The organism is Micromonospora sp. ANENR4 (assembly GCF_015354395.1).
Classification (GTDB): domain Bacteria; phylum Actinomycetota; class Actinomycetes; order Mycobacteriales; family Micromonosporaceae; genus Micromonospora; species Micromonospora aurantiaca.
Genome location: NZ_JADKYQ010000012.1, coordinates 214,309 through 232,151, shown reverse-complemented (window position 1 = coordinate 232,151; position 17,843 = coordinate 214,309). Strand labels below are relative to the sequence as shown.

Here is a 17,843-nt window from a genome sequence, read left to right as displayed (position 1 = left end):
GCGCGCGCACCCGAAGGGATGCGGGGCATCGCCGCCGTCCCGTCGTACGTGGTGATGCAGCCGACGACCTTGTGCAACCTCGACTGCGCCTACTGCTACCTCCCGTTCCGGGCGGTCGACAGGCGGATGCCGGTGGCCGTCGCCGAGGCGGTGGCGGCATCGGTGAACCCGTGGGCGGTGGGCGGTCGCTTCTCCGTCGTCTGGCACGGCGGCGAGCCGCTCGCGGCCGGCCGGGAGCACCTGGCCGCGCTGCTGGCGCCGTTCGGGCCGGACGTCGAGCACCACGTGCAGACGAACGCCACGCTGATCGACGACGCGTGGTGCGCGTTCTTCGCCGAGCACCGGGTGCGGGTGAGCGTCAGCGTGGACGGGCCGCGGGCGCGCAACGGCGAGCGGGTCACCCGGGGCGGGCGGCCCGCGTACGACCGGATCGTGGCGGGTGTGGCGGCGCTGCGTCGCCACGGCCTGCCGTTCTCGGCGCTCGCGGTGGTGTCGCGGCCGGAGCCGGGCCTGGCGACCGAGCTGTACGACTACTTCCTCGACCTGGGCTGCGACGTGCTCGGCGTCAACATCGAGGAGACCGAGGGCGTCAACACCCGGACGAACGCGCGCGACGAGGGCGCGGTCACCGGGTTCTGGGCCGAGCTGGTGGCGGCCTGGCGCCGGGATCCCCGGATCCACCTGCGCGAGGTGGAGTGGTCGCTGCGGTACGCGGGCGCGGTGCTGGCCGGCACCGCCGACGACCTGCTGCCGCGCAGCCTCGACCCGATTCCGACGGTCGGGCACGACGGTTCGGTGGTGGTGCTCTCGCCGGAGCTGGCCGGCTTCACCGACCCCCGGTACGGCGACTTCGCCAGCGGGAACGTGCTCACCACGCCGCTGGGGGACATCCTCGCCGGCGCGGCCGGTACGCCGTGGGTGGGCGAGTTCGTCGCCGGCGTGGAGGCGTGCCGGGCGTCCTGTGCGTACTTCGGGTTCTGCGGCGGTGGGCACGCCGCCAACCGTTACTTCGAGCTGGGGCGTTTCGACGGTACGGAGACCGAGCACTGCCGTAACAGCAAGATCCGCCTACTGGAGGGAGTGTTGGAGCATGCCCGAGACCATCAGTGACACCGACCGGGAGGCGGTCGCCGACCGGGTGCGGGACGCCGCTGCGGGGCTTACCGCTCTGCTCCACGAGGCGGAGGCGGCGCGGCTGCTGCGGGCGGAGGTGTCAGGCGGTGACGGCGCCGACGCGGTCTGCGCGTGGAACCACTTCGAGAACATCCCGACGTTCTACAACTGGAACAACCGGCCGCGCTGAGGGGACGGTTCCGCGATCAAGGACCTGCCGGCGCGTCGGAGCGGGGCGCCCCGGAGCGCCGGCAGGTCCCTGATCGTCGGTCGTACGCCGGCTCAGCAGAGCACATGCGTGAGCACGCGGGGGTTACCGCGTGCTCAGATGTGACCGGAGGTCAGCGGGTCGGACGAGCCCAGGTATCCGGGTCGTCGTCCGCGTGGTCCTCGTCATCGTCGTCGACATACTCTTTGTAGTCGTCGTCGAAGTTGTGCTCAGACTTTCCACTACCCGCCAGTTCGCGCTGCAAGGCGGTTAGGTCGGTGTTCGGGGAGTGGTACTTCAACTCCCGGGCCACCTTCGTCTGCTTGGCCTTAGCACGGCCGCGCCCCATGGCTCGACCCCCTCGCACAGAATGCGGGGCAGCCCGAAGGCGGGCCCCGATGACGTCAGGCATCTCTCGTGGCTCTTACGGTACATGGGGATGCCATCGTTCGGCACCTCGGGTCACCGTCGACCGGACCTGCGCGTCGCGGTGGTCCAGCTGTCACAAAGTGTACCGGGTAAGGGGTAAGCCCCGGGGCTGGCCGTGACACCGGACAAACCGGCACGAACAAGCCCGAGGATCAGCTTAACGCGCACCGCCTCCGGGGGAGGAGCGCCGCCCCGCCCCCGGAGGTGAGCTTCACCGCAGATGGATCGTCCGCAGCCGGCCGACCTCGGCCATCCGCCGCTCGGCGAGCCGGTCCGCGGCGACCGCCGGCGGCACGCCCTCGTCGTCGGCGAGCTGGAGGATCTGCCGGGTCGTGTCGAAGATCCGGGTCGCGCGCAGCTTGGCGCGGTCGAAGTTGAAGCCCTCGATCTCGTCGGCCACCTGGATCACGCCACCGGCGTTCACCACGTAGTCCGGCGTGTAGAGGATGCCCCGGTCGGCGAGCACCTTCTCGATGCCCGGGTGGGCGAGCTGGTTGTTCGCCGCCCCGGTGACCACCTTCGCCCGCAGCACCGGCACGGTGTCGTCGTTCAGCGCGCCGCCGAGGGCGCACGGGGCGTACACGTCGATGTCGGAGGCGACGAGCGCCGCGGTGTCGTCGACCAGGGTGACCTGCGGGTGGGTGGTGCGCGCCCACTCCAGGGCCCGCGGGCTGACGTCGGTCGCCACGACCTCGGCGCCGTCGTCGAGCAGGTGGGCGGTCAGGTACTTGCCGACCTTGCCCAGCCCGGCCACGCCGACCCGGCGCCCGGCCAGCGTCGGGCTGCCCCAGACGTGCTCGGCGGCGGCCCGCATGCCCTGGAACACGCCCCAGGCGGTGAGGATCGAGGAGTCGCCCGCGCCGCCGTGCTCCACGCTGCGGCCGGTCACGTAGCGGGTCTCCCGGGCGATCACGTCCATGTCCGCCACGTAGGTGCCCACGTCGCAGGCGGTGTAGTAGCGGCCGTTGAGCGACTCGACGAAGCGGCCGTACGCGCGCAGCAGCGCCTCGCTCTTGATCTGGTCGGGGTCACCCCAGATGACCGCCTTGCCGCCACCGAGGTCGAGGTTCGCCAGGGCGTTCTTGTAGGCCATGCCGCGCGAGAGGTCGAGCACGTCGGCGAGGGCGTCGGCCTCGCTGGCGTACGGGTAGAACCGGGTGCCGCCGAGCGCGGGGCCCAGCGCGGTCGAGTAGATCCCGATGATCGCCTTCAGGCCGGACTGCTTGTCCTGGCAGAACACGACCTGCTCATGCCCCGTGGAGACGGGGTCGTCGGTACTGGCGAATACGCCCATGGCTGACTCCTGTGTCGGTGTGCGCCCTTGTGGGGCGCGGAACCCGGGTGGCACGCCGGCGGGATGCTGCCGGTGTCGTTGAGCCTAATATCGGCCCGAACCGTACTGTCGCGCATGTCACGCCACGGGCCCGAGGGCGGCGACGGGCGGTCCCGTCTCGTGGGAGGATCGCGCCGTGCCGTCGCTCTTCGCTTCATACCTGCGCGTGTACGAGCCGCTGACCGCCTTCGACCGGGATCGGCAGTCGTACTGGCGCCGGTACGTCAGCGAGGGTCGTGCGATAGCTCCGCTGGAGGGGCCGGTACGGCAGCGGACCGCGGTGATCGAGGCGCTCGGCGCCGGCTGGACCCGGCTGCCCGACCTGCCCGACGAGGCGTACGTCCTGGAGTCCGACGACGCGCTGCTGGTCTGCCCGTGGAACCTGCGCATCCGGGTCGCCGAGGCGGCGCTGAGCGCCCGCGACGGCGTGCCCTCGGTGCTCGCCGACGCGTTCGTGCCGCCGGTGCTCGCCGGCCAGGCCAAGGCCGTGGTGGAGGACTGGCGCAGCGGCGCCCGGGTGCTGGAGCACGGGGTGCCCCGGGTGCACGAGCAGATCGCCACCTGGGGCGTGCCGCTGCGCTGGTTCGTGCTGTTCGAGGCCGGTGAGCGGCACCTGGTCACCGATCCGGGGCGGCGGGCGCTGCGCTACCGCACCGAGATCTCCAAGGCGCGCCGCCGCGCGTCCCGGGCGCTGTCGGTGCTGCGCAAGTCGATCGGCGAGGCGCCGATCACCGAGGCGGTCGAGGAGGCGGCCCGGTGGCTGGAGGAGTTCCACCCGCGCTCGGTGGTCGAACTGGACTACGGCGGCCTGGTGCAGCTGCTGCCGGACGAGACGCTCGAAGCCGACGACTCGACCGATCTGGTGGCCGCCGGACTGTCCGGACTGGGCCGGGGCGAGGCCGAGGAGGCGTCCGCCGCGTACGACAAGCTGGTCGCCCGCTGGCGCGCGGTGCAGCTGCTCGAACGGTGCAACTGACGCCCGGTTTGCCCTGCTAAGTGGCCTTGGACACGAGAGTGTCTCGTAGCTAATGCATCACGAACCGTGATCATGAGTCCGAATAAGGTACTTTCTGCGGCATAAAAGTCGTAAAAATCGGGCATGGTTCATCCGTCCGTCTAGGGACCTTCAGCCGTTCGGCCCATGTCGGACATCGGGGACTAGCCGGACCATGGGAGACGCGTCGGCCGGCGGGACCCCGGCCGATGTCTATACATGTGGAGGAGTGACCCCGATGGCATCGCGAACGCACGAACCTGAGCCGCTACTCACACCGGCCGAGGTGGCGTCGATGTTCCGTGTCGACCCGAAGACGGTGACCCGGTGGGCCAAGGCTGGCAAGCTCAGCGCCATCCGGACCCTCGGCGGTCACCGCCGCTACCGCGAGTCGGAGGTTCGGGCCCTGCTGCAGGGGCAGATCCCCCAGCAGCGCCAGGGAGACTGACGAACCGGCGTTCTCCGGCGTTCCGATCAAGGGCGGTGCCGTCACGGCGCCGCCCTTTATCGTGTCCGGGCTCGATCGTGTCGGGTGCGGCTCAGTCCAGCACGATCCGCAGCCCCACCGTGCCGCGCTCACCCCGGCGCAACCGGCTGCCGAGCAGGCTCAGCCGGCCGATCAGCCGGTACTTCCGCTTGAGCAGCGTCCGTACACGGTTCGTGCTCTCCGGGTCGGCGATCGTCGCGTGACCCGGCACCGCCTCACCGTGCGGCCGGCCGCGCACGTCGCACGGTGCCACGGTGACCCGGCCGTCGCGCCGGATGCGCTTCACCTTGCCGGAGTCGGCCACCGTCCAGACCGCGAGCCCGTCGCCGTCGCGTACCGCCCACACCGGAGTCGGCACCGCCCGGCCGTCCTTGCGGAACGTGGTGAGCAGGACGTACTTCTCCGCAGCCAGGCGGTCCAGGTCGGTCACGCCGCCAAGGATACGGCGGTCAGGGTGCCGCCGACCGCCGGATAGCGTGCTCTCATGACCGGGGAACCCGAGATCGGCGACGTGTTCGGCGAGATGATCCGCGACGCGTACGCGGTCGCCACCGGGATCGGCCCGCGCCCGATGGCCGGCGGTCGCCTGCCGCGCCCGGTCATCGAGATCATCGAGCGCGACGACGGGCTGATCAACGGCGCGCCCGCCGGGCACTACCTGGACCCGCCGCAGCGGTGGCAGCCGCACGACCACCGGGCCGTGGACCGGGTACGCGGGCACGTGCTCGACGTCGGCGTCGGCGCCGGCCGGATCGCGCTGCACCTCCAGGAGCGCGGCGTGCCGGTCACCGGGCTGGACACGTCGCTCGGCGCGCTGCGGGTCAGCCGGCACCGGGGCGTACGCGACCTGGTGCACGGCACCGTCGACGAGCACGCCGCCGACGGCCACCGGTACGACACGTTCCTGCTGCTCGGCAACAACCTGGGACTGTTCGAGGGGCGGGAACGCGCCCCGGCGATGCTCGCGGCGCTCGCCGCGCTGGCCCGTCCCGGCGCCCGGGTGATCGCCCACGGCACCGACCCGTACGGGACCACCGACCCGGTGCACACCGCCTACCACGAGCGCAACCGGCAGCGGGGCCGGATCGGCGGGCAACTGCGGCTGCGGCTGCGCTACCGGCTGCTGGGCACCGCCTGGTTCGACTACCTGGTCTGCTCGCCGGAGGAGTTCGCCGAGCTGGTCCACGGTTCAGCGTGGCGACTGGCCGACGTGGACGACACCGACCATCCCTACTACCTCGCCACGCTGGAGCTGCGGTGAGCGGGGAGCCGCCGGGATCCGGCGGCTCCCCCGCACCACTCAGACCTGGACGGTGGGGGTGGTCTGCTCCGGAGGCAGCCCGCCGTCGCCGTCGACCACCTCGTCCGGCGTGCCGTCCTCGTCGATGTCCACCATGGTGATGTCCACCTTGCCGTCACCGTCGGTGTCGAACTGGAACAGGTCGGCCTTGCCGTCGCCGTCGGTGTCCACCACCCACACGTCGGTCTTGCCGTCGTTGTTGGTGTCCGCGCGGAGCAGGTCCACCCGCTCGTCGCCGCGGGTCTCGACCGTCTCGGTGTTCTCCGCGCTCTCCGGTGCCTGGCTCATCTCGTTCCTTCCTTCGGCGTTGACGGCCGTCCTTACCCCGTCCGCTCCGCCCCCACGCATCCCGGCGGCCCGGCCCTGCATAGGGTCGCATGCAGGAACGAGCGAGCGGACGGGCCCGACGGCGGAGACCCCGCGCGCCCCCGCCGCGGCGAGGGGACATCGATGAGTGGTCGTTTTGTGGTCGTCGGGGCCGGCACCATGGGCCTCGGCATCGCGTACGTGGCGGCCGGCGCCGGGTACGCGGTCGAACTGGTCGAGGTCGACGCCGCCCGGGGCGCCGAGGCCGTGCGCCGGCTCGGCGAGCTGTGGGACCGGGGCGTGCAGCGCGGCAAGCTGACCGAGGAGGCCGCCACCGCCAACCGTGAGCGCGTCACGCTCCGGGCCGGGCTCGCCGAGGTGACCGAGGGCGCCGACGTGATCGTGGAGGCGGTGCCCGAGCGGCTCGACCTCAAGCGTGCCGTCCTGCGCGAGGCGGAGAGCCGCCGGCCGGCGCTGCTTGGCAGCAACACGTCCAGCATCCCGATCGCCGAACTGGCCGCCGGGCTGGACCGGCCCGCCGGCTTCGTCGGGTTGCACTTCTTCAATCCGGTGTGGGCGATGGCGCTGCTCGAGGTCGTGGTCGGCCCGGCCACCGCGCCGGCCACGACCGAGGCGGCCGTCGCGCTCGCCGCCCGGCTGGGCAAGGACCCCGTCGTCGTACGCGACATGCCCGGCTTCGCCACCTCCCGCCTCGGCGTCACGCTCGGCCTGGAGGCGATCCGGATGGTGGCCGACGAGGTGGCGAGCCCGGCCGACATCGACAAGGCGATGGTGCTCGGCTACCGGCACCCGATCGGCCCGCTGGAGCTGACCGACCTGGTCGGGCTGGACGTGCGGCTCGACATCGCGCGCACGCTCCAGGCCGCGTACGGCGACCGCTTCGCGCCACCGCCGCTGCTCGTCGAGATGGTGGCCGCCGGGAAGCTGGGCAAGAAGTCGGGGCAGGGCTTCTACACGTGGAAGGACGGCCAGAAGAAATGAGCGGGCTGCGGATCGAGGAGCTGCCGGACCGGCTCGTGGTCACCCTGGACCGGCCGGAGAAGCGCAACGCCATCGACGCCGACCTGGTGGGCGAGCTGCACGCGGTCTGCGCCGACCTGGAGGCGCGTCCCCGGCTGCTGCTGCTCACCGGCGGGACGGCGGGCATCTTCGCCGGGGGCGCCGACATCGCCCAGCTCCGCGAGCGCGGCCGGCTGGACGCGCTGGCCGCCATCAACCAGGGTGTCTTCGCCCGCATCCGGGCACTGCCGATGCCCACCGTGGCGGCAGTCGACGGGCCGGCGCTGGGCGGCGGCGCCGAGCTGGCGTACGCCTGCGATCTCCGGGTGTGCACGGACCGCGCGGTGTTCGGCCAGCCCGAGGTGCGGCTGGGCATCCTGGCCGGCGCCGGCGCGACCTACCGGCTGCCGGCGCTGATCGGTGAGGCCCGGGCCAAGGAGCTGCTGTTCACCGGCCGGCGGGTGGACGCCGAGGAGGCGCTGCGGATCGGGCTGGTGAACCGGGTGGTGGCCGATCCGGAAGAGCTGCTGCCCACCGCGCACGGCCTGCTCGACGAGATGGCGAAGGGTTCCGCGCTGGCGTTGCGGCTGACCAAGATGGCAGTGGACGCCCCGGCGACCGCGCACCCGCAGCTCGACCTGCTGAGCCAGGCGGTGCTGTTCGAGGACGAGGAGAAGCACCGGCGGATGACCGAGTTCCTGGACCGGCGCCGGGCCCGCTGAGCCCGGGAGAGACGACGAGGGCCGCACCGGTGTCTCCGGTGCGGCCCTTCGCGTCGGTACGCGTCAGCGCTTGATGTCGACTCCCGCGTCGTCCAGCGCGGTGATCGCCGGCGCGGACTCGGCGAAGCCGATGAGCAGCAGCGCCTCCGGTCCGAACGCCTTGATCTCCTTGGCGGTGCCGCTGAAGTCGACGGGCGTCTTCGGGTCGGCCGGCGGCTCGTAGGTCAGCAGCTTGATCCGGTCCGCGCCGATGCCGGCCTTCTCCAGCTCCGAGCGGACGTTCTCCTGGAGGCCCTCGCCGTACGAGTCCTTACGGGCCAGGATCGCGATCTTGCGCGGCCCGTCCCGGAGCATGACGTCGGCCAGCGCACGGCCCTGGAGGCTGTCCGGCGGCGCGGTTCGGAAATAGAGGCCGTTGTCGTCCACGGCGCTCAGCCCCGCGTCGGTGTTCGACGGGGAGAACAGGATCCGCCCGGCGGCGACCACGTCCGGCAGCACGGCCCGGGAGATGCCGGAGCCGCCTGCGCCGATGATGACCTGCACGCCCTTGCTGACGTGCGAGGCGACGGTGGCCTTGGCGACCGCCGGGTTGGTGCCGTCGTCGCCCTCGATCCACTTCACCGGCTCGCCGAGCACACCACCGGCGGCGTTCACCTCACGGATCGCGAGCGCCGCGCCGGCCGCCAGCGGCGGGTTCGCCAGCGCCAGGTCACCGGTCTTCGGCAGCAGCCCGCCGAGGACCAGCGGGGCGTCCTTCGCCTTCCCGTCGCGCAGCTTGCGCCCACGCGGCGGGGCCTTCGTGCTCGCCCCCGACTCCTCACCTGCGCCGACGAACTCGGTCTTGCTGTCGTCGATCTTCTGGTTGTCGAAGTGCATGGTGCCGTAGCTCGCGGTGGCCGGCTCGCCGGTGTCGGTGAACCCGGCGCGGGTCAGCGACACGCCCCGGTACTCGATGTCCCGGCCCGCACGGGCGAGCTCCAGGCAGGACGACACGTCGTCGCAGCGTTCACCGCCGGTGGTCACCCCGACGATCTGCTTGGCGATCTCGGCCGGAGCGGTGGTGCCGGCGAGCTGGGCGGCCAGCGCGCTGATCACCACCGCGTCGTACGACTCGGCGGAGTAGAGGAAGTCACCCAGCTTCGGGTCTACGGCGAGTAGTCGTTCCTTGAAGCTCTCGGGCAGTGGGGTGAGGGGCGTGGTGCCCTTCATCCCGTTCACCAGGTCTCCCCGGTCCTTGAGCTCAGCGGGGTACGAATTGAGCATGTTGCCGTCGGTGCCGTAGAGGCGTACCTGGGTGGCAGGCGTTTCCTCCGGCTCGTCGCTCCCGCAGGCGCTCGTGGCGAGCAGAAGCGCCGCGCAGGCCATGGACAGGGCCGCGCGCGACGTGCGTGTTCTCAGCATGGTCGTCCTTCCTCCGGCGAAGGTCCGCTGCGCACCTTAGCGTGCTCACGCGGCACGCGGGACTGTGGAGTCGGCTCCGTCGGCACCCCGACTGCGGGTATCACTCTGCGTGGTCGACGAGCCGTTTCCGGGTCACCGCTTGACCCCCGGCGATACTGTTCCGCGGGTGAACGACGAAGCACAGCAGACGCTCGACGACGCGACCGCCGTGCTCCGTTCCGCCCTCGCCGGGGACGGCGCCGGCGTGGTGGGCACGTTCGACGCGGTGGTGGACCGCTCCGGCCTCGCCGGGGCGTACGGAGTGGCGTGGTGCCTCGCCGCCACCATGCTCGGCGACGACACCCCGGGCGGCGGCGCCGCCCTCGACTTCCCCGGCATCGACCAGGCCGACTACGACACCCGCTGGGTGGCCCGTTTCGTCAGCGCGTGCGCCAACGACGACGCGGACACCGGCGAGGCGCTGTTCGGGGCGGCCGCAGCCGACGGCCTGCTGCCCGACTGCCTGCTCACGCTCGCCGGGTCGACAATCGCCACGCTGCGCAGCCGCTCGGACTGAGCCCGGCGCGCGGCCAGGCGCCCCGACTGTGGTAGCTCTGGGTGCATGTCCGAGGCGATGCTCAGCAAGGTGCGCAAGCTCCTCGCCCAGGCGGAGGACCCGGCCTGCACCCCCGCCGAGTCGGCCGCCTTCATGGCGAAGGCCACCGAGCTGATCGCCCGCTACGGCGTCGACCGGGCGCTGCTCGCCGCCCGCGACCCGGCCGCCGACCCGGTCGGTGACCGGACCGTCGAGGTGATCGCGCCGTACGCCCGGGACAAGGCCGGCCTGCTCGCGGCGGTCGCCGAACCGTTGCGGTGCCGATGCGTACGCCGCCGGCACGGCAGCGGCTTCGTCATGCACCTGTTCGGCTTCGCCAGCGACCTGGAACGGGTCGAACTGCTGTTCACTTCGCTGCTCGTGCAGGCCGCGCACGGGCTCGCCGGTGCCGTCGTACCGGCCGGGGAGCATCCGGCGGCGTTCCGGCGTACCTGGCTGGCCGGGTTCGCGTACGTCGTCGCGGAACGACTGCGCGCTGCCGAGAGCAAGGCGGTGGCGGAGTCGGGTGGACCCTCCACGGCTCTGGTGCTCGCCGACCGCTCCGATCGCGTCCAGCGCCGGGTCGCCGAGGCGTACCCCCGGTTGCGCACCGCCCCGCGACGGCGGCTGGCGGGCGGTGGCTTCGGTTCCGGCGCGGACGCCGGCCGCCGGGCCGACCTCGGTGGCACCGGCGTGGCCGGCACCGGCGCGGCGCCCGGTATCGCCGGCTGACCGATCTCAGGCGGTACGGGCGACCGTTGCCAGATAGCGGCAGAGCAGTTCGTGCCAGCCCGCGGTGAGCGCCTCGCGATAGCCCTCGGCCGCCGTGCCGTGCCTGTCGAAGTAGCGGTGCTCGACGTCCACCCGGGTCTGCTCCGGACCTTCGGCGTGGAACAGGACCTCCACCTCGCTGGCCCGCGCCGGATCCGGCACCGGCACCCGGTCCGGGCCGATCTGCCAGGTGAACACCAGGCGCCGCGGCGGATCCCAGGTCAGCACGCGGCCCCAGTCGTTGCGGAAGCCGTACGGGCCGATCTCGTAGAGCATGCCGCCGGCCCGGGGCTCGATGCCGAGCGCGGCGAGCGCCTCCGGGCCGGACCAGGTGTATTCACGCACCCACCAGTCGGCGAGCGCGCCGGTGAAGACGGCGTACGCCCGCTCGGCGGACGCCGGGACGAGCAGGCTGCTGCGGAGGGAGAAGCGATCGGATTCCTGCTGGACCTCATCCGGATCGGCCATCTCCTGTCCCATAGGTCCGGACCATACCGGCTCATGTCTCGGTGTGCAGCTTCCGTTCCGCCCGCTTCCGGACACCGGGAACACCGTTTCCCGACAGCGCTGAGTGGTGGGACAGGCGCTCTGTGCAAGGCGCGGGCGGCGCTTCCGGGAGGTCAGGTGGGCTTCCGCGAGGTGCGGGCGGGCTTCCGCGAGGTGCGGGTGGGCGACGGATGCCGTACCGGAAAGCGGGTAAGCGCCGCCGACCGGACCGATGGGAGAGCGGGCAGCATGACCGACAGCCGAGCCACCGCACCAGTGCCGGACCCCGGCGACGAACCGACCGGCTCGCCGGCCGGTCCCGAGCCGGAGCCGGACGTCCTGCTCGACGTGCCGGAACTGACCGTCGACGAGATCCGGCTCGTGGTGGACGGGCTCGACGCCGACCTGTCGCTGCGCGCCCGGCTGGCGAACCTGCTCCAGCTCGACGCCGGCGTCCGGGTGCACCTGGAGGGCGTCGAGCTGGACATCACCGGGGTGAGCGCCGAGGCGCTGCTCAAGGTACGGCTGGAGAAGCTGGTGCAGATCCTGGACCGGGCGCTGACCACCATCGACCGCAACCCGCAGCTGATCGACGCGCTGGCGCGCTCGGCCGGCGTCACCCTGGACGACGTGCACCGGCTCGCCGCGCCGGTGGTCGACCAGACCGGGCGTACGGTGGCCGCAGCCGGCGAGGTGGTCGAGCGCACCGGTCCGGCGGTGGCAGACCGGGCCGCTCCGGCGGTGGCCGATCGGACGGGGCCGGCCGTGTCCGGCCCGATCGAGGCCCCCGAACCGCCCCGGCGCCCGGCGCGGACGGAGCCGCCACCACCGAGCCGTCCGGGTTCTTCGTCGGCGCCAGGTACTGCTGGTGGTAGTTCTCGGCGAAGTAGTCCCGAGCGGACCGAGCCGCCGCCCGGTTCCGGGCGGGCGGAGCCGTCACCGGCGTCGGTTGCCGGGCGGGAGGGGAAGCCGGAGTCCGAGCGTGCCGCCGGATCGGGGCAGGGCGCCGGGGCGGGCCCGTCGGCGGAACGTCCCGCCGAGAAGAAGCGCGGCTCGGAGCGCTCCGGCCAGCCGGCGAGCGCAGCCGCCGAGGCGGCACAACTGGCGGGACAGGCCGGGCAGGCACTGCGGCAGGCCGGCCGAAGCGTCTGGGAGGCGATCCAGGGCAGCCCCACCCAGAACCGCCGCCCCCCACAAACCTGACTGTCCCACCCGCTCCCGGCACTCCCGGGCCCGCCGCCCGCCCACCGGGCGGGGCCGGGGCGGTCGGGCAGGAGAGGGCGTTACGGGGGTGGGGAGTCGTCCGGCGCGGTCTGCTGGTGGCGGCGGAGCAGCTCCTGGAGGGCGGTGATCTCGGAGTGCAGGGCCTGACGGCCCTCCCGGGTGATCCGGATCCACGTCCGCGGACGACGGCCGTGGTAGCCCTTCTCCACCTCGATCAGGCGTGCCTCCTCCAGCACGGTGAGGTGCCGGGACAGGTTGCCCGCGGTGAGTTCGAGGGCCTGGCGGAGATAGGCGACCTCCACCCGCTCGCCTTCAGCGGCGATGGTCAGGATGCCGAGCCGGTGCCGCTGGTGGACCGTGTCGTCGAGGCCGTTCGTCGGGAATGGCCCGCTCGCGCGAGGGTCGTCCACGGTGCTCACGACTACCGATTGTGCTGCTTCTTGGCGGCGGCGAGCGCCAGACCCCCGCCGATCAGCAGGACCGGTGCCGGGAGCACGGCCGCCAGCATGAAGCTGAACCGGGTCAGATCACCCGGTTGCAGGTCGGAGAGCTGGAACCAGGCGTTCACGGCTACCAGCACGACGGTGTAGAGACCGACCACGACCCGCAGGCTCCGGCTGCGTTCCAGGCGGGCGAGGACCGCCAGGCCGACGGCGATCACGAGGTGCGGCAGCATGCCCCGGTTGGCGAGGCCGAGCAGCGGACCGGTCAGCCGACTGGTGCCGCCCCACACCGGCCCGCTGGTGTTGAACAGCAGGAACTCCAGGACGACCGGAAGGGCGAGGCCGACGAGAGTGCCCGCGAGGCCGGCGATGACGTACGACCGGGTCGGGGTCTGGACGCCGGCTCGCCGGCCGTGCCAGCGGTACCACGCCAGGCCGGCCAGGTAGCCGCCGACGAGCGCGGCCAGCCAGTACCAGCCGAGCGCGGTCGACTTCTGCAGGAAGCCGCCGCCGAGACCGCTCAGGGCAGGGCCGTCGGTCCCGGCGCGCAGCGGGGCTGGTTCCGCCGACTCGACGTACAGCGGCGCGGCCGCCGCGATGAGCACCCCGAAGAGCAGGAGCGGAAGCCAGTACGCCTGACGAGCCGCCCGGGCCTGCCGACGGAGGTTGGTCATCGAGGCGAGCAGCTCCTGGGCCCTGTCGCGGGGTGACTCGGACGGCATGGTTCCTCCCGGCAGCCGATGTGCTGTGACTCAAATAGGTTTGCATTGCAAACCTAATAGCGCAAGGGGGCTCGACCGTCGGTGCCACCACCGGCGGGCGCTTGTTTCGATATTCCTCTAGGTTGACAGGCTTCAAAACAGGAGGCAGAGTGGAGAATGCTTAGATGAACATCTAGACAGGGAGTCAGTCATGTCCCGCGTCCAGCTCGCCCTGCGCGTCTCCGACCTCGAAGGCTCCGTGGCCTTCTACAGCAAGCTGTTCGGCGTCGAGCCGGCCAAGCGCCGCCCCGGCTACGCCAACTTCGCGGTGGAGAACCCGCCGCTGAAGCTCGTACTCCTCGAAGGTGAGCCCGGCCTGCCGACGGTGATGGACCACCTCGGGGTCGAGGTGGCCACCACCGACGAGGTGAGCGCCGCGACCGGTCGGCTCACCGACTCCGGCCTCATCACGCTGGAGGAGAACGACACCGAGTGCTGCTACGCGCTCCAGGACAAGGTCTGGGTGCGCGGCCCCGGCGACGAGCCGTGGGAGGTCTACACGGTCAAGGCCGACTCACCGCAGCTGGAGAAGGCGACCGAGAGCGCCTGCTGCGCCTCGGACGCTGCCGAGCAGCCCGCCGCGGTCTGACCCGGATACGGCAAGGATCCCCATCGGAGTGTCCGCCGGTGGGGATCCTTCCCGACGGTTCAGCTACGCCGCCTGAGTGTCGAGCCCTAGCGGGACCGGACCACTGCCATGACCTCGACCTCGAGCACGGCCCCGGGCAGGAAGAGCTTGCTGACCTCGACAGTCGTGCTCGCCGGCGGCGGTGTGCCAGGGAAGAGCCGGCGCCGGACGGCCGCGTACGCCGGCAGGTCAGCCAGGTCAGTCATGAACGTGCGGATGTGCAGCACGTCGTCGAAGGACGCGCCGTGCGCCGCGAGCACGCCGCCCACGATCTCGAAGATCCGTTCGGCCTGGGTGCCGGGGTCTCCGGGAGCGACCACCTCGCCGTCGTCGTCGACGGCGACCTGTCCGGCGAGCATCAGCAGCGCCCCGCCGCCGACATCGATCCGGGCGACGTGCGCGAAGCGGTCGCCGAACGGGGCCGCGACGGGTGCGGGGTTGTCCAGGGTGAGGCGCATCAGCATCCCTTCGCAGAGTCGGCTGAGACGAGGGAGGAGAGATCCGCGTCCTGGTCCGGCGCGGCCTGCATCAGGTCGAGGGCGGCCTCCAGCACGGGGGCCGGCACCGGACGGCGCAGCGCCAGCCGCGCATCCTTCGCCGCCAACGCGACTGCGAACGAGGCGCCCGGCGCGGTGGCCCGTCCGACCGCGCCGGCGAGGGCCCCACGGCCGAGCACGTCGAGGGCGGTCTGCCTGTCGACACCGAGCGCCGCGGCGACAGCGAGCGCGTCGTGCAGCGCGGCGACAGCCGTCACCAGGCCCGTGTTCGCGACGAGCTTGACGGCGGCGGCTGCGCCGATCGGGCCGCAGTGACGGACCGAACCGAGCTGTTCCAGCACCGGAGCTGCCCTCTCCACGACATCGGCGGGACCGCCCGCGAAGATCGCCAGCGTGCCGGCCCGGGCGGCGTCGACGCTGCCGCCGACGGGGGCGTCGAGGAGGGAGACGCCCGTCGGAAGCCGGCCGGCCACTGCTCGGACTTCGTCCGGCCCGATCGTCGACATCTGCACCACGACCGTGCCGGGCCGGAGCGCGGTGGCGGCGCCGTCCGGCCCGAACAGCACCGTCTCGACCGCGCCGGCATCGGCGAGCATGACGACGACGTCGGCTCCGTCGACTGCGGCAGACGGGCTCGCGGCCACCGTCGCGCCGGCCGCGGCGAGCGGCTCCGAACGCTCCGGGCTGCGGTTCCACACTCTGACCCGGTTGCCGCCGGCCAGGAGGCGGCGCGCGATCGGCGTACCCATGTGTCCGGTCCCGAGAACCGCGATGATCTTCACGCGGTAACGCTAGGCCGGTGGGGGCAATGCGACAAACGAATGTCTCGCATGCCTGCCATGCGTGACTAACATGCCTGGCATGGAGACTCAGCTGCTGGAGGTGTTCCGCACCGTCGCGCGGCACGGCTCGATCACGACCGCCGCCCGCGCCCTCAGCTTCACCCAGTCGGCTGTCTCCCGGCAGATCGCCGCGCTGGAGGCCGACATCGGCGCTCGGCTCTTCGACCGGCTGCCCCGCGGCGTCGCCCTCACCGAGGAGGGACGAGAGCTGCTCCCGCACGCCGAGGCGGTCCTCGACCGGCTCGCCGCGGCCCGGCGTGACCTCGACGACCTGCGCGGGCTCGGCCGAGGGCGGCTGCGTGTGGGCGCCTTCCCGACCGCTCTCGCGGCTCTCGTACCCCGGGCGATGGCGTCGTTCCGCTCGGACCACCCCGAGATCTCGCTGTCGCTGGTCGAGGGGGTGACGCCGCAACTGCTGGAGCGCCTGCTCGCGGAGGAGGCGGATGTGGCAGTGGTCAGCGCCTCGCCCACGGGCGAACTGGACCGCGAACGATTCGACCTGCGACATCTGCTCGACGAGCGGCTCCTGGTCGCGGTCGCACGTGACCACCGGCTCGCGCACCGCCGCTCGGTGCGCCTGGCGGACCTCGCCGAGGACGCGTTCGTCGTGGGCTCGGCCACCGCGGAGAACAGCCTGCTCCGGGCAAGCCTGCCCAGCGGTTTCTCACCGCGCGTCGACATCGTCGCGGCCGAGTGGACCGGCAAGCTGGGATGCGTCGCCGCCGGGTTGGGGGTGGCTCTGGTTCCGGCCCTGGCGGTACGCGGAACCCCGCCGGACATCGCACTGCTACGCCTGCATCCGGACGACGAGTCGGTACGGCAGATATTCGCGGCGACCGTGCGGGGCAGGACGCCGTCGCCGGCCGTCACGCACTTCCTCGAGCATCTGCGGGTGGAGGCGGCCCACCTGGGCTGAAAAGCAGAACGCCGACCGGCGTCTCCGCTGATCGGCGCTCCTGTAGCCCGGCGAAAGGCTATGTGGCCAGGGGCGGGGTCGAACCGCCGACCTTCCGATTTTCAGTCGGACGCTCGTACCAACTGAGCTACCTGGCCGTGGTGCTCGGCACATGCTACCGCACGGGCCGATACGCAGAACGCCGCGCATCGAGCTGCGCGGCGTCAGCGCTTGCGGTCCTGACGGGACTTGAACCCGCGACCTCCGCCTTGACAGGGCGGCGAGCACTCCAACTGCTCCACAGGACCTGGCTGGTGTTGCATCCGGCGCGAGCCGGACCGTGCCCCCAACGGGATTCGAACCCGTGCTACCGCCTTGAAAGGGCGGCGTCCTGGGCCGCTAGACGATGAGGGCGGCCCCGCCATCATTGCACACTCGCAACTTCAAGCGGACTTGCTCCCATCCGGCCCCGCCGGAGGCAGGAGAAGCATATGTCATGCCTGCGCGGACGACAAAACCGGTATGGGGATGGCTGTGGGACCGGGTATAACCGCAGGTCAGCGGGGTAGGGCGATGCCGTACCGCCGCTTGATGTCCGGGATCAGGTGTCGGCACGCGGCCATCGTCTGGGCCCGGTCGCCCCCTGCGTCGTGCATCAGCACGACCGAACCGTGCCGGGTGGCCCCCTTCACCCGCTTGATGATCGTCTTCGCCGGTGGGTGGTCCCAGTCCTGCGGGTCCACGCTCCAGTGCAGCGGGCGCAGGCCCATCTGCTTGGCGACCACGACCTCCTCGGCCGTCCAGCGGCCGCCGGGCTGGCGGAACCAGGTGATCGGCGCCTTCGGCGCGGCGGCGTGAATGGCCTTGTTCGTCCGTTCCAGGTCGGATCGGATCTCGGCGGCGGAGCGCCGGCCCAGGTTCACGTCGTGGTGCCAGCTGTGATTGCAGAGCTGGTGACCCTCCCGGACGATCCGGGCCACCAGCTCCGGGTAGCGCTTGGCCTGCTTGCCGACGACGCAGAAGGTGGCCTTCACACGGGCCGCCCGGAGCTGGGCCAGGATCTGCGGGGTGTACCGGGGATCCGGCCCGTCGTCGAAGGTGAGCGCCACGCCGCTGCTCCCGCTGGCCCGGTGCAGCCCGGCCGGCAGCTTCTTCGGCACCGGGCGCAGCTTGGGCTTCGCGGGGGTGGTGTGGGTCGGTGAGGGCTTCGTCACCGGCGTCGGGGACGGCGACGCGGAGGCCGACGGCGGTGCGGCGGCCTTCTCGGGTGACTTGCCGGCCTCGCCGCAGCCGGTGACGAGGAGCACCAGGCCCAGGGCGAGCGCCGACAGGGCGCGTGGACGCATTCGTCGCTCCCGGAGGGGTCGGGGTCAGACGGACTTTCCGACCGTAGTGGACGCCGACCCGGA

23 protein-coding genes and 3 tRNA genes are annotated in these 17,843 nt (G+C 72.2%); 12 read left to right on the top strand and 14 right to left on the bottom strand.

Going from position 1 to position 17,843, the window contains the following annotated elements; genetic code table 11:
* Positions 1 to 18: 18 nt before the first annotated feature.
* Both amcB and amcA read left to right on the top strand, forming a co-directional pair.
* Positions 19 to 1,110, top strand: coding sequence for a cyclophane-forming radical SAM peptide maturase AmcB (gene amcB, locus IRY44_RS22380; protein WP_194802213.1), 1,092 nt, complete (start codon positions 19 to 21; stop codon positions 1,108 to 1,110).
* Entirely contained in the window at positions 1,091 to 1,303 is a 213-nt protein-coding gene (amcA, locus tag IRY44_RS22375) for a multiple cyclophane-containing RiPP AmcA (protein WP_135242751.1), read from the top strand. Before amcB ends, amcA begins: the two co-directional genes overlap by 20 nt.
* 151 nt (positions 1,304 to 1,454) lie before the next feature.
* Here amcA and IRY44_RS22370 read toward each other — a convergent pair whose 3' ends face one another.
* The gene (locus tag IRY44_RS22370) at positions 1,455 to 1,670 is read right to left on the bottom strand and encodes a DUF3073 domain-containing protein (protein ID WP_013283429.1); all 216 of its coding nucleotides are present in this window, start codon (positions 1,668 to 1,670) and stop codon (positions 1,455 to 1,457) included.
* Positions 1,671 to 1,961: 291 nt separating this feature from the next.
* Positions 1,962 to 3,044 (bottom strand): Glu/Leu/Phe/Val dehydrogenase, encoded by a 1,083-nt coding sequence (locus IRY44_RS22365; RefSeq protein ID WP_194802195.1) that lies wholly within the window; start codon positions 3,042 to 3,044, stop codon positions 1,962 to 1,964.
* A gap of 175 nt (positions 3,045 to 3,219) precedes the next feature.
* Here IRY44_RS22365 and IRY44_RS22360 point away from each other — a divergent pair, with 175 nt between their 5' ends.
* Together IRY44_RS22360 and IRY44_RS22355 are read left to right on the top strand one after the other, a co-directional pair.
* A complete protein-coding gene (locus tag IRY44_RS22360; protein WP_135242753.1) occupies positions 3,220 to 4,059 on the top strand; it encodes a hypothetical protein in 840 nt (279 codons plus the stop codon).
* A 256-nt stretch (positions 4,060 to 4,315) separates the two neighbouring features.
* Positions 4,316 to 4,525 carry a BldC family transcriptional regulator gene (locus IRY44_RS22355; RefSeq protein WP_007073996.1) on the top strand — a complete coding sequence of 70 codons (210 nt, stop codon included), beginning with the start codon at positions 4,316 to 4,318 and terminating at the stop codon, positions 4,523 to 4,525.
* Positions 4,526 to 4,616: 91 nt separating this feature from the next.
* Here the strand turns inward: IRY44_RS22355 and IRY44_RS22350 are convergent, their stop codons facing one another.
* Entirely contained in the window at positions 4,617 to 4,994 is a 378-nt protein-coding gene (locus tag IRY44_RS22350; RefSeq protein WP_135242754.1) for a PPOX class F420-dependent oxidoreductase, read from the bottom strand.
* Positions 4,995 to 5,048: 54 nt separating this feature from the next.
* Between IRY44_RS22350 and IRY44_RS22345 the strand changes: the two genes are divergently transcribed.
* A complete protein-coding gene (locus tag IRY44_RS22345) occupies positions 5,049 to 5,825 on the top strand; it encodes a bifunctional 2-polyprenyl-6-hydroxyphenol methylase/3-demethylubiquinol 3-O-methyltransferase UbiG (protein WP_194802194.1) in 777 nt (258 codons plus the stop codon).
* A 39-nt stretch (positions 5,826 to 5,864) separates the two neighbouring features.
* Here the strand turns inward: IRY44_RS22345 and IRY44_RS22340 are convergent, their stop codons facing one another.
* Complete coding sequence (locus IRY44_RS22340; protein ID WP_043327533.1) at positions 5,865 to 6,152, bottom strand: hypothetical protein; 288 nt, start codon at positions 6,150 to 6,152, stop codon at positions 5,865 to 5,867.
* A 162-nt stretch (positions 6,153 to 6,314) separates the two neighbouring features.
* On the opposite strand from IRY44_RS22340, the gene IRY44_RS22335 reads away from it, so the two are divergent.
* The gene (locus IRY44_RS22335) at positions 6,315 to 7,172 is read left to right on the top strand and encodes a 3-hydroxyacyl-CoA dehydrogenase family protein (protein WP_194802193.1); all 858 of its coding nucleotides are present in this window, start codon (positions 6,315 to 6,317) and stop codon (positions 7,170 to 7,172) included.
* Positions 7,169 to 7,912, top strand: coding sequence for an enoyl-CoA hydratase/isomerase family protein (locus IRY44_RS22330; RefSeq protein WP_194802192.1), 744 nt, complete (start codon positions 7,169 to 7,171; stop codon positions 7,910 to 7,912). Before IRY44_RS22335 ends, IRY44_RS22330 begins: the two co-directional genes overlap by 4 nt.
* A 63-nt stretch (positions 7,913 to 7,975) precedes the next feature.
* Here the strand turns inward: IRY44_RS22330 and IRY44_RS22325 are convergent, their stop codons facing one another.
* On the bottom strand, positions 7,976 to 9,313 hold the full coding sequence (locus tag IRY44_RS22325; protein WP_194802191.1) for an ABC transporter substrate-binding protein: 1,338 nt from the start codon (positions 9,311 to 9,313) through the stop codon (positions 7,976 to 7,978).
* 166 nt (positions 9,314 to 9,479) lie between these two features.
* On the opposite strand from IRY44_RS22325, the gene IRY44_RS22320 reads away from it, so the two are divergent.
* Both IRY44_RS22320 and IRY44_RS22315 read left to right on the top strand, forming a co-directional pair.
* Entirely contained in the window at positions 9,480 to 9,869 is a 390-nt protein-coding gene (locus IRY44_RS22320) for a hypothetical protein (protein ID WP_013283438.1), read from the top strand.
* 45 nt (positions 9,870 to 9,914) lie between these two features.
* Positions 9,915 to 10,619, top strand: coding sequence for a DUF2786 domain-containing protein (locus IRY44_RS22315; protein WP_194802190.1), 705 nt, complete (start codon positions 9,915 to 9,917; stop codon positions 10,617 to 10,619).
* A gap of 6 nt (positions 10,620 to 10,625) precedes the next feature.
* Here IRY44_RS22315 and IRY44_RS22310 read toward each other — a convergent pair whose 3' ends face one another.
* Positions 10,626 to 11,138 (bottom strand): SRPBCC family protein, encoded by a 513-nt coding sequence (locus tag IRY44_RS22310; RefSeq protein WP_194802189.1) that lies wholly within the window; start codon positions 11,136 to 11,138, stop codon positions 10,626 to 10,628.
* Positions 11,139 to 11,393: 255 nt separating this feature from the next.
* On the opposite strand from IRY44_RS22310, the gene IRY44_RS22305 reads away from it, so the two are divergent.
* The gene (locus IRY44_RS22305) at positions 11,394 to 12,347 is read left to right on the top strand and encodes a hypothetical protein (RefSeq protein ID WP_194802188.1); all 954 of its coding nucleotides are present in this window, start codon (positions 11,394 to 11,396) and stop codon (positions 12,345 to 12,347) included.
* 80 nt (positions 12,348 to 12,427) lie between these two features.
* Here IRY44_RS22305 and IRY44_RS22300 read toward each other — a convergent pair whose 3' ends face one another.
* Both IRY44_RS22300 and IRY44_RS22295 read right to left on the bottom strand, forming a co-directional pair.
* On the bottom strand, positions 12,428 to 12,787 hold the full coding sequence (locus IRY44_RS22300) for a transcriptional regulator (protein ID WP_194802187.1): 360 nt from the start codon (positions 12,785 to 12,787) through the stop codon (positions 12,428 to 12,430).
* A 2-nt stretch (positions 12,788 to 12,789) separates the two neighbouring features.
* Entirely contained in the window at positions 12,790 to 13,533 is a 744-nt protein-coding gene (locus IRY44_RS22295; RefSeq protein ID WP_194802186.1) for a hypothetical protein, read from the bottom strand.
* 190 nt (positions 13,534 to 13,723) lie between these two features.
* Between IRY44_RS22295 and IRY44_RS22290 the strand changes: the two genes are divergently transcribed.
* A complete protein-coding gene (locus IRY44_RS22290; RefSeq protein ID WP_194802185.1) occupies positions 13,724 to 14,161 on the top strand; it encodes an ArsI/CadI family heavy metal resistance metalloenzyme in 438 nt (145 codons plus the stop codon).
* Between the two features lie 86 nt (positions 14,162 to 14,247).
* On the opposite strand, the gene IRY44_RS22285 is transcribed toward IRY44_RS22290, so the two are convergent.
* Both IRY44_RS22285 and IRY44_RS31345 read right to left on the bottom strand, forming a co-directional pair.
* Positions 14,248 to 14,658, bottom strand: coding sequence for a RidA family protein (locus IRY44_RS22285; RefSeq protein ID WP_194802184.1), 411 nt, complete (start codon positions 14,656 to 14,658; stop codon positions 14,248 to 14,250).
* Positions 14,658 to 15,479 carry an NAD(P)-dependent oxidoreductase gene (locus IRY44_RS31345; RefSeq protein ID WP_370584988.1) on the bottom strand — a complete coding sequence of 274 codons (822 nt, stop codon included), beginning with the start codon at positions 15,477 to 15,479 and terminating at the stop codon, positions 14,658 to 14,660. Before IRY44_RS31345 ends, IRY44_RS22285 begins: the two co-directional genes overlap by 1 nt.
* 79 nt (positions 15,480 to 15,558) lie before the next feature.
* On the opposite strand from IRY44_RS31345, the gene IRY44_RS22275 reads away from it, so the two are divergent.
* Entirely contained in the window at positions 15,559 to 16,455 is an 897-nt protein-coding gene (locus IRY44_RS22275; RefSeq protein ID WP_194802183.1) for a LysR family transcriptional regulator, read from the top strand.
* 63 nt (positions 16,456 to 16,518) lie between these two features.
* Here IRY44_RS22275 and IRY44_RS22270 read toward each other — a convergent pair.
* The 4 genes from IRY44_RS22270 to IRY44_RS22255 all read right to left on the bottom strand — a co-directional run bounded on the left by IRY44_RS22270 (position 16,519) and on the right by IRY44_RS22255 (position 17,780).
* A tRNA-Phe gene (locus tag IRY44_RS22270) sits at positions 16,519 to 16,592 on the bottom strand.
* A gap of 76 nt (positions 16,593 to 16,668) precedes the next feature.
* A tRNA-Asp gene (locus tag IRY44_RS22265) sits at positions 16,669 to 16,742 on the bottom strand.
* Between the two features lie 33 nt (positions 16,743 to 16,775).
* Positions 16,776 to 16,848, bottom strand: a tRNA-Glu gene (locus tag IRY44_RS22260).
* A gap of 143 nt (positions 16,849 to 16,991) precedes the next feature.
* Positions 16,992 to 17,780 carry a polysaccharide deacetylase family protein gene (locus tag IRY44_RS22255; RefSeq protein ID WP_194802182.1) on the bottom strand — a complete coding sequence of 263 codons (789 nt, stop codon included), beginning with the start codon at positions 17,778 to 17,780 and terminating at the stop codon, positions 16,992 to 16,994.
* Between the last annotated feature and the right edge of the window lie 63 nt (positions 17,781 to 17,843).

Excerpts from the sequence above, each read along its gene's own strand:
- amcA (WP_135242751.1), top strand. The coding sequence starts at position 1,091 with ATGCCCGAGACCATCAGTGACACCGACCGGGAGGCGGTCGCCGACCGG.
- IRY44_RS22325 (WP_194802191.1), bottom strand. The coding sequence starts at position 9,313 with ATGCTGAGAACACGCACGTCGCGCGCGGCCCTGTCCATGGCCTGCGCG.
- IRY44_RS22295 (WP_194802186.1), bottom strand. The coding sequence starts at position 13,533 with ATGCCGTCCGAGTCACCCCGCGACAGGGCCCAGGAGCTGCTCGCCTCG.
- IRY44_RS22365 (WP_194802195.1), bottom strand. The coding sequence starts at position 3,044 with ATGGGCGTATTCGCCAGTACCGACGACCCCGTCTCCACGGGGCATGAG.
- IRY44_RS22305 (WP_194802188.1), top strand. The coding sequence starts at position 11,394 with ATGACCGACAGCCGAGCCACCGCACCAGTGCCGGACCCCGGCGACGAA.
- IRY44_RS22255 (WP_194802182.1), bottom strand. The coding sequence starts at position 17,780 with ATGCGTCCACGCGCCCTGTCGGCGCTCGCCCTGGGCCTGGTGCTCCTC.
- amcB (WP_194802213.1), top strand. The coding sequence starts at position 19 with ATGCGGGGCATCGCCGCCGTCCCGTCGTACGTGGTGATGCAGCCGACG.
- IRY44_RS22340 (WP_043327533.1), bottom strand. The coding sequence starts at position 6,152 with ATGAGCCAGGCACCGGAGAGCGCGGAGAACACCGAGACGGTCGAGACC.
- IRY44_RS22275 (WP_194802183.1), top strand. The coding sequence starts at position 15,559 with ATGGAGACTCAGCTGCTGGAGGTGTTCCGCACCGTCGCGCGGCACGGC.
- IRY44_RS22330 (WP_194802192.1), top strand. The coding sequence starts at position 7,169 with ATGAGCGGGCTGCGGATCGAGGAGCTGCCGGACCGGCTCGTGGTCACC.
- IRY44_RS22285 (WP_194802184.1), bottom strand. The coding sequence starts at position 14,658 with ATGCGCCTCACCCTGGACAACCCCGCACCCGTCGCGGCCCCGTTCGGC.
- IRY44_RS22335 (WP_194802193.1), top strand. The coding sequence starts at position 6,315 with ATGAGTGGTCGTTTTGTGGTCGTCGGGGCCGGCACCATGGGCCTCGGC.
- IRY44_RS22315 (WP_194802190.1), top strand. The coding sequence starts at position 9,915 with ATGTCCGAGGCGATGCTCAGCAAGGTGCGCAAGCTCCTCGCCCAGGCG.
- IRY44_RS22345 (WP_194802194.1), top strand. The coding sequence starts at position 5,049 with ATGACCGGGGAACCCGAGATCGGCGACGTGTTCGGCGAGATGATCCGC.
- IRY44_RS22290 (WP_194802185.1), top strand. The coding sequence starts at position 13,724 with ATGTCCCGCGTCCAGCTCGCCCTGCGCGTCTCCGACCTCGAAGGCTCC.
- IRY44_RS22370 (WP_013283429.1), bottom strand. The coding sequence starts at position 1,670 with ATGGGGCGCGGCCGTGCTAAGGCCAAGCAGACGAAGGTGGCCCGGGAG.
- IRY44_RS22310 (WP_194802189.1), bottom strand. The coding sequence starts at position 11,138 with ATGGGACAGGAGATGGCCGATCCGGATGAGGTCCAGCAGGAATCCGAT.
- IRY44_RS22355 (WP_007073996.1), top strand. The coding sequence starts at position 4,316 with ATGGCATCGCGAACGCACGAACCTGAGCCGCTACTCACACCGGCCGAG.